The following is a 13,707-nucleotide window of genomic DNA, read 5'->3' on the forward strand; positions in this document are numbered from 1 at the left end:
GCGCTCCGCCCCGCGACCCCGGCTTGAGTCCGCTGCGCGGACCCGGCCCTACGAGCCGGAACTCTAAGCGGAATCTCCGGGAGTACCTTGCCATAACCCGCAGACTGCCGCCGCTCCCCACGGGTACACAAGCTGTGGGCACAATTCAGGTTGCAGGCGCTCCCAACAACGGCGGTCGGAAGGCTCGCCGGGAACGCACGGCGGAAAACAACGCCCGTTCCGGGCGTTCGCGCGCTCTGCGCGCGTGCGCGGCGAAGCTGTGCAGTTTTCCGCCTCCCCGTGGTGAGATGCGAGCGAAACAAAAGCGGCCGTTCCTCCCCGAACGCACTTCCGGTACGGTTCCGGAGACTTGCCGGCAGAGGCATTGCGCCCGCGGCGCGGCGGCCGGCGGGATGCTGTACACCCGTCCACTCATCCGTAGTCGGGGCGCCGCCGACTTTGGCCGCAGGCCAACCGGAAGCGGCGCTGGGGGTCAAGGGGGCATAGCCCCCTGCGGCTTCTTTCCCCCATTTCTTGTCCGTACAAGAAATGGGGCCGCCCGCCGGGGCGGGACCCGGCAACTCCGCCGCTCACTGAGCGGCAAGCCTAAGAATTATACCGGTTCATCGCAAGCTCGATCTTGCCGTCGACGATGAGTATGGCGGCGCGGGCGGCGGTGTCGAACACCTTGTCGAGCGTTTCCGCCTGGTCGGCGGGGAACTTGCCGAGCACCCACGCGGCCAGGTCGTAATCGGGGCGGGGCTTTTTGCCCACGCCGATCTTGACGCGGGGGAATGTGTCCTTCCCGGTCAGATAGATGATGCTTTTGATGCCGTTGTGGCCGCCGTCGCTGCCCTGCCGCCGGATGCGCAGGCGGCCCACGTCGAGGCTTACGTCGTCGAAGAGGACGAGCACCTGCTCGATGGGAATCTTGTGGAACTGCATCGCGTCGCGCACCGCCTCTCCCGAATTGTTCATGAAGGTGGAGGGCTTCATCAGCAGCACCCGGTGCTCGCCGATCATCGCGTCGCCGCAGAGGGATTTGAATTTGAGTCGGTCGATTTTGGCCCCCAGCTTTTCGGCGAGGGCGTCGACGGCCAGGAAGCCCGCGTTGTGGCGGGTGTTTTCATAGTCGCGGCCGGGGTTCCCCAGGCCGACGACGAGATACTCCACCGGGCCGCGCGGCAGGGCGGAGAGGGTTTTTGTCTGACGTTTTAAAAACATGGAACCGCTCCTTCTTCCCACAGACGGGAAAAGGACGGGATATCGTCGGATACCCCGTCTCTGGATTGTGAATTTCGCGCCGGCGTCAGACGAAGAGGGGGGACACCGGCTTGTCCTCGTAGATGCGTTCGATCGCTTCCGCGAAGACGGGCGCGACCGACAGCATGGTGATTTTGTCGAGCATCTTTTCAGGCGGGATGGGGATGGTGTCGAGCAGGACGAGCTCCTTGATGCAGCTCTGTTCAATCCGCTCGAGCGCGGGCCCGGAGAGCACCCCGTGGGTGGCGCAGGCGTACACCTCGCTGGCGCCGCCCTTTTCGAGGATCGCCTGCGCGCCGTTGCAGAGGGTGCCCGCGGTGTCGATCATGTCGTCGACGATGATCGCCTTTTTGCCGCGCACGTCGCCGATGATGTTCATGACTTCCGAGACGTTGGCACGCTGGCGGCGTTTGTCCACGATGGCCAGCGACACGTCGAGCCGCTCGGCGAATTTGCGCGCGCGGGCGACCGAGCCGAGGTCGGGGGAAACGACGACGATCTCCTCGCGCGGCTCCCCCGAAAAGCGGGAGCCGAAATAGGGGGCGAGCAGCGGCACGCCCTGGAGATGGTCGACGGGGATGTCGAAGAAGCCCTGGATCTGGGAGGCGTGCAGGTCCATTGTAAGCACCCGGTCGGCGCCCGCGACGGAGATGAGGTTGGCGCACAGCTTGGCGGAGATCGGCTCGCGCGCCTTGACCTTGCGGTCCTGCCGCGCGTAGCCGTAGTAGGGAACGACCGCCGTGATCCGCCCGGCCGACGCGCGCTTGAAGGCGTCGATCATGATGAGCAGCTCCATCAGGTTGTCGTTGACCGGCCGGCAGGTCGACTGCACGACGAACACGTCGGAGCCGCGCACCGACTCGCCGATGTTCACCGAGATCTCCCCGTCGGAAAAGTGCCTGACCTCGCTCTTGCCGAGCGGCAGCCCGAGGTTGCGGGCGATCTGCGCCGCAACCCTGGGAGTCGCGTTTGCAGCAAAAATTTTGATGTCCTTCCCGTGAAGATTCATGCCGCCTTTCCCCTTCCCGTTATGCCCTTTATTTTTTGTCCGCCTTGAAGGCGATTTTCTCGTCCGACCAGCCCTCTTTGATCTCCTGCCGCACCCGCCCGATCGCCAGCGCGCCGGCGGGCACGTCGGAATCCACCGTCGTACCCGCGGCGGTGTACGCGCCCTCGCCGATCCGGACCGGCGGGATCAGGTTGGTGTTGCAGCCGATGAAGGCCCGGTCGCCGACGGTGGTGCGGAACTTCTTCTTGCCGTCGTAGTTGGCGGTCACGACGCCGCAGCCGAAATTGCAGTACCGGCCCACGTCGCTGTCGCCGATATAGGTCAGGTGCGCGATCGACGTCCCGTCGCCGACCGTCGCATTCTTGACTTCCACAAAGTCGCCGATCTTCACGCCGTCCCCGATGTGGCTGTCGGGCCGCAGCTGGGTGAACGGCCCGATGCGGGTGCCCTCCCCCACGGTCGAGTCGGTCAGGTAGGAGGCGAGCACGCGGGTGCCCGCCCCGACGGTGGAATCCTTGATGTAGGAGTTGGGGCCGATGACGCAGCCCGGGCCGATCACCGTCCTCCCCTCGAGGACGGTACCCGGCAGAATCCGCGCGTCGCGGCCGATCTCGACCTGCGCGCCGATCAGAATGCCGTCGGCGCAGGGGATGTCGACGCCGTTATCCAGGTGGCGCAAGAGCATCCGCTCGCGCGCGAGAGTGTTGAGCGCGAGCAGCTGCCTGCGGTCGTTCGCGCCGAGGACGATCTGCGCGTCCTCGCAGAACCAGGCCCCCACCCGGCGGCCCTCCGCGGCCGCGATGGCCGGCACGTCGGTCAGATAGTATTCCCCCTGCGCGTTCTGGGGGGTGAGCTTTGCGAGCGCCCCGGCCAAAAACGCCGCGTCGAACCAGTAGACGCCCGCGTTGATCTCGGTGATCGCGCGGGTCGCCTCGTCGCAGTCGCGCTCCTCCACGATGGCGCGCACGCCGCCGTCCGGACCGCGCAAAACCCGCCCGTAGCCGAACGGGTCGGCCGGCCGCGCGCTCACGAGGGTCACGGCGTTTTGCTCGGCGCGGTGCTGCCGGAGGGCAGCGGTGATCGCGCCTCCTTCGATGAAGGGGGCGTCCCCGTAGAGCACGAGCGCGTCGCCGCCCGCGGCCAGCGCGTCCGCGGCCGCCATGACCGCGTGCCCGGTGCCGCGCCGCTCCCGCTGGCAGACGAATTTGCAGCCGGGGGAAACCGCCGCCTCAACGAGTTTTGCACCCTCCCCCGTCACGATCGTGATGTCGTCGATCCCGGCGTCGCGCACGGCGTTTTCCACCCACCGGATCATCGGCTGAAAAAGCACCTCGCAAAGCACCTTGGGCCGGTCGGATTTCATGCGTTTTCCGTCCCCCGCCGCAAGGATGATCGCAAAGGTGCGCCTGTCTTGTGCGGCCAAAGCCATCCCGCCTTTCCGCGCCGCGCCGGCCGCCCGGGGCCGGAAAACGCCTGCGCATCGGTATTTTGCAGGGCCGCGGGCGGCTCCGCCGCCCTCCCATGCATTTATTATCGCAAGTTTTTGAGCAGTTTGCAAGAGATTGCGCGGGGATTTTGTCGTAATATTGGAAATAATTTTTGTGTAAAACGGTATAAAGGGGCTGGAAAAAACACACATTCTTTGATATAATGAAATGCATGCAGACAGGCTTCCCGCTGTGGCCGCGGGCGCCCCGACCGCGTGCGTTTCATCCGCGCGGACCGCTCTGTTTCGGCGCTTGCCGCAGCGAGCGCCGTTTTTCCGGTGGTCAACAAACAAAATGGAGGTAAAAAAAGTGGGAAAAAAATTCGTTTACATGTTCTCCGAGGGCAATAAGGACATGCGTGAGCTCCTCGGCGGCAAGGGCGCGAACCTCGCCGAAATGACCAAGGCCGGCATGCCGGTTCCGCAGGGCTTCACCGTCTCGACCGAGGCCTGCACCCAGTACTACACCGACGGCCGTCAGATCAATGACGATATCCAGAAGCAGATTTACGAGGGCCTCGCCAAGATGGAGGAGATCTGCGGCAAAAAGTTCGCGGATCCCCAGAACCCGCTGCTCGTCTCCGTCCGTTCGGGCGCGCGCGCCTCGATGCCCGGCATGATGGACACCATCCTCAACCTCGGCCTCAACGACACCGTCGTCGAGGGCTTCGCGAAGTTTACCAACAACCCGCGCTTCGCCTATGACTCCTACCGCCGCTTCATCCAGATGTTCTCCGACGTCGTCATGGAGCTGCCCAAGCCCGAGTTCGAGAAGATCATCGACCAGGTCAAGGAAGAGAAGGGCGTCAAGCAGGATATCGAGCTGACCGCCGACGACATGAAGGAGCTTGTCAAGCGCTTCAAGGCCTTCTACCTCGAGAAGAAGGGCGTCGAGTTCCCGCAGGAGCCCAAGGTCCAGCTCATGGAAGCCGTCAAGGCCGTCTTCCGTTCGTGGGACAACCCCCGCGCCAACGTCTACCGCCGCATGAACGAGATCCCCTACGACTGGGGCACCGCCGTCAACGTCCAGCAGATGGTCTTCGGCAACTCGGGCGACAAGTCCGGCACGGGCGTTGCGTTCACCCGCAACCCGGCCACCGGTGAGAAGGCGCTCTTCGGCGAGTACCTGATCAACGCGCAGGGCGAGGACGTCGTCGCCGGCGTGCGCACCCCCTCCCCGATCAGCCACCTCCATGAGGATATGCCCGAGGTCTACGACGAGTTCGCGAAGATCGCCGACCGCCTCGAGAAGCACTACAAGGACATGCAGGACATGGAGTTCACCATCGAGAACGGCAAGCTCTACATGCTCCAGACCCGTAACGGCAAGCGCACCGCCGCCGCCGCCCTCAAAGTCGCGGTCGACCTCGTGGACGAGGGCATGATCGACGAGAAGGAGGCCGTCCTGCGCGTGGAGCCCAAGCAGCTCGACGCTCTGCTGCACCCGCAGTTCGATTCCGACGCGCTCAAGACCGCCAAGCTGATCGGCAAGGGCCTCGCGGCCTCCCCGGGCGCCGCCTGCGGCAAGGTCGTCTTCTCCGCCGAGGATGCCAAGGAGTGGGCCGACCGCGGCGAAAAGGTCGTTCTCGTCCGCCGCGAGACCTCCCCTGAGGACATCGAGGGCATGGCCGTGGCGCAGGGCATCCTGACCGTCCGCGGCGGCATGACCTCCCACGCGGCCGTCGTCGCGCGCGGCATGGGCACCTGCTGTGTCTCCGGCTGCGGCGAGATCGAGGTCGATTACGACGCCAAGAAGTTCACCCTCGGCGGCATGACCATCAACGAGGGCGACTATATCTCCATCGACGGCTCCACCGGCAACATCTACGGCCAGGCGGTCCCGACCGTCGCGGCCTCCATCTCGGGCGACTTCGGCCGCTTCATGGCCTGGGCCGACAAATACCGCAAGCTCCAGGTCTGGACCAACGCCGACACCCCGCGTGACGCCAAGCAGGGCTTCTCCTTCGGCGCACAGGGCATCGGCCTGTGCCGCACCGAGCACATGTTCTTCGAGGGCGAGCGCATCAAGGCGATGCGTGAGATGATCGTCGCCGAGAACACCGAGGACCGCAAGAAGGCCCTCGCCAAGATCATGCCTTACCAGCAGGGCGACTTTGAGGCGCTCTACGAGGCGATGGAGGGCCAGCCGGTCACCATCCGCTTCCTCGACCCGCCGCTCCACGAGTTCCTGCCCACCAAGGCGGAGGACATCAAGGAGATCGCCGGCGAGCTGGGCATCACCGTTGAGAAGCTCAAGGCCGTCATCGAGAGCCTGCACGAGTTCAACCCGATGATGGGCCACCGCGGCTGCCGCCTCGCCGTCTCCTATCCGGAGATCGCCGAGATGCAGACGACCGCCGTCATCAACGCCGCCCTCAGCGTCACCAAGAAGGGCAAATACAACATCAAGCCGCTTATCATGATCCCGCTGGTCGGCGAGGTCAAGGAGCTCAAGTTCGTCAAGGACGTCGTCGTCGCCACCGCCGACAGGATCATCAAGGATTCCGGCGTGAAGATGGAGTACGAGGTCGGCACCATGATCGAGATTCCGCGCGCGGCCCTCACCGCCGACGAGATCGCGACCGAGGCCGAGTTCTTCTCCTTCGGCACCAACGACCTGACCCAGATGACCTTCGGCTTCAGCCGCGACGACGCGGGCAAGTTCCTCGACTACTACTACGAGAACAAGATCTACGAGTCCGATCCGTTCGCCCACCTCGACCAGAAGGGCGTCGGCAAGCTGGTTGAAATGGCTGTCAAGCTCGGCCGCCAGACCCGCCCCGACATCCACCTGGGCATCTGCGGTGAGCACGGCGGCGACCCGACGTCCGTCGAGTTCTGCCACCGCACCGGCCTGGACTATGTCTCCTGCTCGCCCTTCCGCGTGCCGATCGCCCGCCTTGCCGCCGCGCAGGCCGCGATCAAATTCCCCCGCTAAACAGCATTGAAAAGGTCCCCCGCGTTTGCGGGGGACCTTTTTTGCGCCTTTGCTACTCCGGTGGGAGGAAAGTCTCCCGGTAACCCCTGTCCTGCGGAATCCATCTGGGGCAGGCCGCCATTCTCGGGCGGCAGTTTTTGGCGCGCGGCGGGTGTATGCAGTGCCCTGCATTGATGGATTGGTACCCGTTCATCCAAATGTAGTGCTGATGGTAATAGCCGCAGTCCTGACAGGTATGTTCGTTGTCCATATCCATAGTAAATAGGCCCCTTCATAAATTCATTCTATGATCAACTTTAAAACGTCGGCCTCCCAGTCTCGTCACCGTCGACGACCCCATTCTATCACTCCCGTAAGATAATATGAAGAAAATAGATATACCGTATATTCACAAAATTTAAATTGCGTTGCAGCAGGCCCCGTTCTTTTTTTCTTGAAAAAAGAACCAAAAAATCGCTTTTCAGGATAGAGCTTCCGCGCTTTGCAAAGCGCGGCAAGGGGCTCCGCCCCTTGACCCCGCCGCCTTTGAAAAGGCGGGCGAAACTTATAGAGCTTTGCGCTTTGCAAGGCGGGCGAAACGTTTTGTTTGTTTGGATTCCGCCGCCCTTGCATGTCGGCCCGCTTTTTACTATAATAAGAAGGAGTATTGCGCCCGCCGCCCGGCGCGCGCTAAATCATCAAAAGTTCTCCGCCGAAGCCCTCTTTCAAGAGGGCTGGAAAGGTGTTATGAAACGGATTTTTCGTGCTGTGACCTCCTACCTCCGCCAGACCGACAAATGGCTCTGGGCGATGTGCCTTGCCCTCAGCGCCTTCAGCGTTCTGCTGCTCGGCGGCATTCACGATTCGGGCAACGCCATCAACGCCGCCGACGTGGGCCTGCGGCAGATCGCCGTGCAGGCGGGCGCCGCCGCCATCGGCGCGGCCGCGGCGGTCGTCATCTCCCGCTTCGACTACCACACGCTCGGCCGCCTCTGGAAGCTGCACGTCCCGCTTATGTACGGGCTCGTGCTGCTCACCTTCCTGATCGGCGAGGGCACCGCCGCGCGCCCCGAGGATAAGTCCTGGCTGCGCCTCGGGCCGCTCACCCTCCAGCCGACCGAGCTGCTCAAGATTTCCTTAATCCTCACGCTCGCCTATCACATCTACAAGCTCCACGACCAGGTCAACCGCCCGGTCAACCTGCTGGCGATCTGCGTGCACGGGGCCATCCCCGTCCTGATCGTCCACTTCCAGGGGGACGACGGCACCGCGCTGGTCATCGCCTTCATCTTTGTGGGGATGCTTTTCGCGGCGGGCGTCAGCTGGAAATACGTCGCCGCGGCGGTGGTGGCGGCGGTGGCCGCCGCGCCGCTCGCCTGGAACTATGTCATAAACCCCGACCAGAAGCAGCGCATCCTCGCGCTCTTCGACCCCAACGCCGACCTGCTCGGCGGGCTTTACCAGCAGTATAACGCCAAGCTCGCGATCGGTTCGGGACAGATCTGGGGCAAGGGGCTCTTCGGCGTCAGCCACCAGTATGTCCCCAAGGTGCACAACGACTTTATCCTCGCCTTCATCGGCGAATCGTTCGGCTATGTCGGGTGCCTGGCCGTCATCGCCCTCTTCGGGGCGCTCTGCTGCAAGATGCTCCACAACGCCCGCCGCGCGGAGGATTCCCTCGGCCGGCTCATCTGCGTCGGCGTCTTTACCCTCATCTCCGCGCAGGTCTTTGTCAACGTGGGCATGTGCCTCATGGTGCTGCCCGTCATCGGCATCACGCTGCCCTTCCTCTCGGCGGGCGGATCGTCGGTGCTCTCCATCTACCTGGGGCTGGGACTTGTGCTCTCGGTCTACATGCACACCTCCCGCAACCTCTTCAGCCGTTGATCACGGGGGCGTTCCCCCTGCCCGCCGGGCGGCGGATCACATCGTATGGAAAGGACCGTAGCCATGAAGACTGACATCGAGATCGCGCAGGCGGCGTCCATGCTGCCCATCCATGAAATCGCCGACCGCTTGGGGATCCTGCCGGAGGAGCTGGAGCCCTACGGCCGCTACAAGGCCAAGCTGTCCGAATCGGTCTACGCCCGGCTGGCGGACCGTCCCGACGGCAAGCTGGTGCTTGTCACCGCCATCAACCCCACCCCCGCTGGCGAGGGCAAGACCACCACGACCGTCGGGCTGGGCCAGGCGATGAAAAAGATCGGCAAAAACGCGATTATCGCGCTGCGCGAGCCCTCCCTCGGTCCGGTCTTCGGCATCAAGGGCGGCGCGGCGGGCGGCGGCTATTCGCAGGTCGTGCCGATGGAGGACATCAACCTGCACTTCACCGGCGACATGCACGCGATCACCGCCGCCAATAACCTGCTCTGCGCGGTGCTCGACAACCACCTCCAGCAGGGGAACTCCCTCGGCGTCGACCCGCGCCGCATCCTCGTGAAGCGCTGCATGGACATGAACGACCGTGCGCTGCGCTCCGTCGTCGTGGGGCTGGGCGGCAAGGTGAACGGCGTGCCGCGCGAGGACGGCTTCATGATCACCGTCGCCAGCGAGGTGATGGCGATCCTCTGCCTCGCCGCCGATCTGACCGACCTCAAAAAACGTTTAGGCGATATTCTTGTCGCTTATACTTACAGTAATACCCCCGTCTACGCGCGCGACCTCCGGGTGAACGGCGCGATGGCGGCGCTTTTAAAGGACGCGCTCAAGCCGAACCTCGTGCAGACGCTCGAGAACACCCCCGCGCTCATGCACGGCGGGCCGTTCGCGAACATCGCGCACGGCTGCAACTCGGTGCGCGCGACCCGCCTGGCCCTCAAGCTCGCCGACTACACGATCACCGAGGCGGGCTTCGGCTCCGACCTGGGCGCGGAGAAGTTCATGGACATCAAATGCCGTTACGCGGGGCTTTCGCCGTCGGCGGTGGTGCTTGTGGCGACGGTGCGCGCCCTCAAATATAACGGCGGCGTGCCCAAGACGGAGACGGGCGTCCCCAACCCGGACGCGCTCAAAAAGGGCCTCGTGAACCTCGCGGCCCACGTGGAGAACATGCAGAAATTCGGCGTGCCGGTCGTCGTGGCGATCAACCGCTTCGCGGCGGACAGCGACGAGGAGCTTGCCATCCTCGCGGACTACTGCAAACAGGCGGGCTGCCGGTTCGCGCTCTCCGAGGTGTTCGCGAAGGGCGGCGAGGGCGGCATGGAGCTCGCGCGCGCCGTCGTCGAGGCGTGCGCGGACCCGTCCGATTTCCATCCGCTCTACGATGCCGCGCTCCCTATAAAGGAGAAGATCGAAGCGATCGCGTCGCGCATCTACGGCGCGGCGGCGGTCAGCTACAGCGCGGCGGCCGAAAAGATGATCCGGGAGATCGAGGCGCTCGGCAAGGCCGACCTGCCCATCTGCGTGGCAAAGACGCAGTATTCCCTCTCGGACGACCCGGCGAAGCTCGGGCGGCCGCAGGGCTTCACGGTCAACGTCAAGGAGATCCGCCTGTCGGCGGGGGCGGGCTTCATCGTGGCGCTCACGGGCGACATCATGACGATGCCCGGCCTGCCGAAAGCGCCCGCCGCCTACCAGATCGACGTGGACGCCGACGGGCATATCTCCGGCCTCTTCTGATTTTAAATGGCAAGGAAGGTACCTCTGTGATACGATTTTTGAGCCGCTCCACCCGCGAGACGGAGGAATTTGCCGCCGCCTTTGCCGAAAAGCTGCGCCCGGGCGACGTGATCGCCTGCCGCGGCGGCATGGGCGCGGGCAAAACCGCCTTCGCGCGGGGGCTGGCGCGCGGGCTGGGACTCACCGACGAGGTGTCCAGCCCCACCTTTGCGCTGGTGCATGAATATACGCATGGTAATATTTCGCTCTATCATTTCGATATGTATCGCGTTTCCGGGTTCGACGAGCTCTATTCCACCGGCTTTTTCGATTATCTCGAGCAGGACGGCGTGCTCTATATCGAGTGGAGCGAAAACATCGAGGGGGCGCTGCCCGCCGGCGTGATCACGCTGACGCTCGAGCGGGTCGACGACGACACCCGCCAACTCACCATCGAGGGGGAACGGTTTTGAAGATTCTGGCGATCGACACCTCCTCCCAGTCGGCCTCCTGCGCCGTCACCGAGGAGGGGAAGCTGCTGGGGGAGTTCTTCACCAATGTGAAGCTGACCCATTCCCAGACCATCCTGCCGATGGTCGAAAACCTGCTGGAGCAGACCCGCGTCGCCCTTCCGGAGATTGGGCTCTTCGCCGTCACCGACGGGCCGGGCTCCTTCACCGGGCTGCGCATCGGGCTTTCCGCCGTCAAGGGGATGGCCCACGCGCTCGGCAAAGGCTGTGTGGGCGTCTCGACCCTCGAGGCGCTCGCGTGGAACCTTTCGGGGATGGACGCCGCAGTCTGCCCCGTGCTCGACGCGCGCTGCTCCCAGGTCTACACCGCGCTCTTCCGGTCGGGCGGGGATTTCCCCGAGCGGCTGGCCGGCGACGAGGCCGTCTCCCTCTCCGCACTCGAGGAGCGGCTGAAAAAGTTTGGGGAGCGCGTATTTCTTGTTGGAGACGGCGCGGAAATGTGCTATAATATGTTCAAAGATCGGGTGGCAAACCTCACCCTTCCCTCGCCCGCGCTGCGCTTCCCGCGCGCGTCGTCGGCCGCGCTCGCGGCCGGACGGGCGTATCTCCGGGGAGACGTCCTGCCGCCCGCTTCCCTTGCGCCCGCATACCTGCGCCTGCCGCAGGCGGAACGCGAGCGCCTTGCCAAACTGACGAAAGAAGGTTCAAGCATATGATCGCATTGGCAGCTGACCACGGCGGCTTCTCCCTCAAGGAGGAGGTCCGCGCCTGGCTCGACGAACAGGGGATCGCCTACAGGGATTTCGGCTCCTATGACGGCGCGTCCTGCGACTATCCCGATATGGCCGCGCCCGCCTGCGAGGCGGTGGTCTCCGGCGAGTGCGAAAGGGCGCTGCTCTTCTGCGGCACCGGCATCGGCATCTCGATCGCGGCCAACAAGGTCCCGGGCATCCGCGCGGCCTGCTGCTCCGACTACTTCAGCGCGAAATTCACCCGTATGCACAACGACGCCAACGCCCTCTGCATGGGCGGCCGGGTCATCGGCCCGGGGCTTGCGATCGAGCTGGCCGACGTCTTTCTCCACACCGAATTCGAGGGCGGACGCCACCAGCGCCGCATCGACAAGATTTCCGCTTTGGAAAGCAGGTAATTCACCACATCATATCTACTGACAGGGGGACGTAACATGTCAAAGCCGTTTATTATGGACCATCCGCTCATCCAGCACAAGATCACGCTCCTGCGCGACAAGAACACCGGTTCCAAGGAGTTCCGCGAGCTGACCAACGAGATCGCCATGCTGATGTGCTATGAGGCCACCCGCGACATGCCGATGAAGCAGGTCGAGGTCGAAACGCCCATCTGTGTCGGCAAGTTCAACGTGATCGCCGGCCGCAAGATCGCCTTCATCCCCATTCTGCGCGCGGGGCTCGGCATGGTCGACGGCCTGCTCTCCCTCGTTCCCGCCGCAAAGGTCGGCCATATCGGCATGTACCGCGACCCCGATACCCATATGCCTGTCGAGTATTACTGCAAGCTGCCCGCCGACATCCAGGAGCGCGACATCCTCGTGCTCGACCCGATGCTCGCCACCGGCGGTTCCGCCGTCGACGCGATCAACCAGCTCAAGGCGCGCGGTTGCACCAACATCAAGTTTATGTGCATCATCGCCGCGCCCGAAGGCCTCGCCGCCATGGAGAAGGCCCACCCCGACGTGCAGATCTACGTCGGCGCGCTCGACGACCACCTCAACGAGCACATGTACATCGTTCCCGGCCTCGGCGACGCGGGCGACCGCATCTTCGGGACCAAGTAAATCGTTTCGCGGGCGGCAGATCCCCAACCCCCGCCGACGGGGCAATCCATATTCTTGAAAAGCATATTTTGAGGCACTGTTTGGAAAGCTAGTTCCAAACAGTGCCTTTTTATTTTGGGAGGAAACGATGAAAAATCTGAAATTTATCCTGACCGGCGCGGCGGCGGGACTCCTCAACGGGCTCTTCGGCGCGGGCGGCGGCATGGTGGTGGTGCCGATGCTCCACAAGGACGGCCTGCCCGCCGAGCGCGCGCACGCCACCTCGATCGCCGTGATTCTGCCCCTTTCGATCGCCAGCAGCGTTCTCTATCTCACTCGCGGCTACCTCAACGTCATGAGCGCGGTAAAATTCATCCCGCTCGGCCTCGTGGGCGCGGGGATCGGCGCATGGCTGCTCCCCAAGATCAAAACCGTCTGGCTCCACCGCATTTTCGGCGTCATCGTGCTCTATTCCGCGGTGCGCCTGCTGCTGCAATGAGCTGGATCGTCATCGCCGTCGTCTCCCTTCTCAGCGGCCTGCTCGGCTCCCTCGGCATGGGCGCCGGGGCCGTGCTGCTGCTCTACCTGCGCGTTTTCGGCGGCGTGGAACAATTTGAAGCGCAGGGCATCAACCTCATCTTCTTCCTCCCCATCGCGGTGCTGTCCATCCTCCTGCACGCCCGCAACCACCTCATCAGCTGGAAGGCCGCCGGCGTCTGCATCCTCGCGGGCCTTCCCGCCGTCTTTCTCGGCGTGTGGCTCGGCGGCCTCGCGGGAGGGCCGCTGCTCTCCAAGCTCTTTGCCGGACTGCTGCTCATCATCGGCGTGCGCGAACTCTTCCAGAAGGATACCTGCTCCCAGTCAGAGCATTCTTAGGTTTGCCGCTCCCAAGCGGCGGAGTTTGTCGGTAGTCGACCGACGGCGGTATTAGATTTGCCGCTCAGGGAGCGGCGGAACTGCCGGGTCCCGCCCCGGCGTGGGCTTAGGCTTGCCGCTCAGTGAGCGACGTAGCTTGTCGGTAGTCGACCGACAGCGAGTTCCTTTCTTGCTTGCCCAAGAAAGGAACCAAAGAAGGGCACGAGGGGCTTAAGCGGCCTGCCCGGGCTGCGCCCGGAGCGCGCTACGCGCGACGGCCGCTCGCGGGCGCTCCGCCCCGCGACCCCGGCTTGAGTCCGCTTCGCGGACCCGGCC

The 13,707-nt window shown here is 64.1% G+C and carries 12 protein-coding genes; 9 read left to right on the top strand and 3 right to left on the bottom strand.

The window, feature by feature from the left end; genetic code table 11:
* Window positions 1-585: 585 nt before the first annotated feature.
* The 3 genes from pth to glmU form a co-directional block, all read right to left on the bottom strand.
* The gene (gene pth, locus ACZO3G_RS12895) at window positions 586-1,203 is read right to left on the bottom strand and encodes an aminoacyl-tRNA hydrolase (protein ID WP_276873050.1); all 618 of its coding nucleotides are present in this window, start codon (window positions 1,201-1,203) and stop codon (window positions 586-588) included.
* 85 nt (window positions 1,204-1,288) lie between these two features.
* Entirely contained in the window at window positions 1,289-2,251 is a 963-nt protein-coding gene (locus ACZO3G_RS12900; RefSeq protein WP_121587646.1) for a ribose-phosphate diphosphokinase, read from the bottom strand.
* 28 nt (window positions 2,252-2,279) lie between these two features.
* Window positions 2,280-3,674, bottom strand: a complete 1,395-nt coding sequence (gene glmU / locus ACZO3G_RS12905) for a bifunctional UDP-N-acetylglucosamine diphosphorylase/glucosamine-1-phosphate N-acetyltransferase GlmU (protein WP_242970801.1) — start codon at window positions 3,672-3,674, stop codon at window positions 2,280-2,282.
* 373 nt (window positions 3,675-4,047) lie between these two features.
* Between glmU and ppdK the strand changes: the two genes are divergently transcribed.
* From ppdK to ACZO3G_RS12950, 9 genes are all read left to right on the top strand, one after another.
* Complete coding sequence (ppdK, locus tag ACZO3G_RS12910; protein WP_256153005.1) at window positions 4,048-6,675, top strand: pyruvate, phosphate dikinase; 2,628 nt, start codon at window positions 4,048-4,050, stop codon at window positions 6,673-6,675.
* A 726-nt stretch (window positions 6,676-7,401) separates the two neighbouring features.
* On the top strand, window positions 7,402-8,541 hold the full coding sequence (locus tag ACZO3G_RS12915; RefSeq protein WP_101548783.1) for an FtsW/RodA/SpoVE family cell cycle protein: 1,140 nt from the start codon (window positions 7,402-7,404) through the stop codon (window positions 8,539-8,541).
* A 63-nt stretch (window positions 8,542-8,604) separates the two neighbouring features.
* A complete protein-coding gene (locus ACZO3G_RS12920) occupies window positions 8,605-10,272 on the top strand; it encodes a formate--tetrahydrofolate ligase (RefSeq protein WP_276873052.1) in 1,668 nt (555 codons plus the stop codon).
* 26 nt (window positions 10,273-10,298) lie between these two features.
* Window positions 10,299-10,724 carry a tRNA (adenosine(37)-N6)-threonylcarbamoyltransferase complex ATPase subunit type 1 TsaE gene (gene tsaE / locus ACZO3G_RS12925; protein ID WP_276873038.1) on the top strand — a complete coding sequence of 142 codons (426 nt, stop codon included), beginning with the start codon at window positions 10,299-10,301 and terminating at the stop codon, window positions 10,722-10,724.
* Window positions 10,721-11,437, top strand: coding sequence for a tRNA (adenosine(37)-N6)-threonylcarbamoyltransferase complex dimerization subunit type 1 TsaB (gene tsaB / locus ACZO3G_RS12930; RefSeq protein WP_276873036.1), 717 nt, complete (start codon window positions 10,721-10,723; stop codon window positions 11,435-11,437). The genes tsaE and tsaB overlap by 4 nt, the downstream gene beginning before the upstream one ends.
* Entirely contained in the window at window positions 11,434-11,871 is a 438-nt protein-coding gene (rpiB, locus tag ACZO3G_RS12935) for a ribose 5-phosphate isomerase B (RefSeq protein ID WP_101548777.1), read from the top strand. Before tsaB ends, rpiB begins: the two co-directional genes overlap by 4 nt.
* A 36-nt stretch (window positions 11,872-11,907) precedes the next feature.
* Window positions 11,908-12,537, top strand: coding sequence for a uracil phosphoribosyltransferase (gene upp, locus ACZO3G_RS12940; protein ID WP_101548775.1), 630 nt, complete (start codon window positions 11,908-11,910; stop codon window positions 12,535-12,537).
* A 127-nt stretch (window positions 12,538-12,664) separates the two neighbouring features.
* Window positions 12,665-13,015 carry a sulfite exporter TauE/SafE family protein gene (locus ACZO3G_RS12945; protein WP_101548773.1) on the top strand — a complete coding sequence of 117 codons (351 nt, stop codon included), beginning with the start codon at window positions 12,665-12,667 and terminating at the stop codon, window positions 13,013-13,015.
* Window positions 13,012-13,392: a TSUP family transporter gene (locus tag ACZO3G_RS12950; RefSeq protein ID WP_486847315.1), complete on the top strand. Its 381-nt coding sequence runs from the start codon at window positions 13,012-13,014 to the stop codon at window positions 13,390-13,392. Before ACZO3G_RS12945 ends, ACZO3G_RS12950 begins: the two co-directional genes overlap by 4 nt.
* Window positions 13,393-13,707: the final 315 nt, after the last annotated feature.

The sequence above is a fragment of the Anaerotruncus sp. genome (assembly GCF_057433415.1).

Excerpts from the sequence above, each read along its gene's own strand:
- pth (WP_276873050.1), bottom strand. The coding sequence starts at position 1,203 with ATGTTTTTAAAACGTCAGACAAAAACCCTCTCCGCCCTGCCGCGCGGC.
- ACZO3G_RS12900 (WP_121587646.1), bottom strand. The coding sequence starts at position 2,251 with ATGAATCTTCACGGGAAGGACATCAAAATTTTTGCTGCAAACGCGACT.
- ACZO3G_RS12915 (WP_101548783.1), top strand. The coding sequence starts at position 7,402 with ATGAAACGGATTTTTCGTGCTGTGACCTCCTACCTCCGCCAGACCGAC.
- ACZO3G_RS12920 (WP_276873052.1), top strand. The coding sequence starts at position 8,605 with ATGAAGACTGACATCGAGATCGCGCAGGCGGCGTCCATGCTGCCCATC.
- rpiB (WP_101548777.1), top strand. The coding sequence starts at position 11,434 with ATGATCGCATTGGCAGCTGACCACGGCGGCTTCTCCCTCAAGGAGGAG.
- upp (WP_101548775.1), top strand. The coding sequence starts at position 11,908 with ATGTCAAAGCCGTTTATTATGGACCATCCGCTCATCCAGCACAAGATC.
- ACZO3G_RS12945 (WP_101548773.1), top strand. The coding sequence starts at position 12,665 with ATGAAAAATCTGAAATTTATCCTGACCGGCGCGGCGGCGGGACTCCTC.
- ACZO3G_RS12950 (WP_486847315.1), top strand. The coding sequence starts at position 13,012 with ATGAGCTGGATCGTCATCGCCGTCGTCTCCCTTCTCAGCGGCCTGCTC.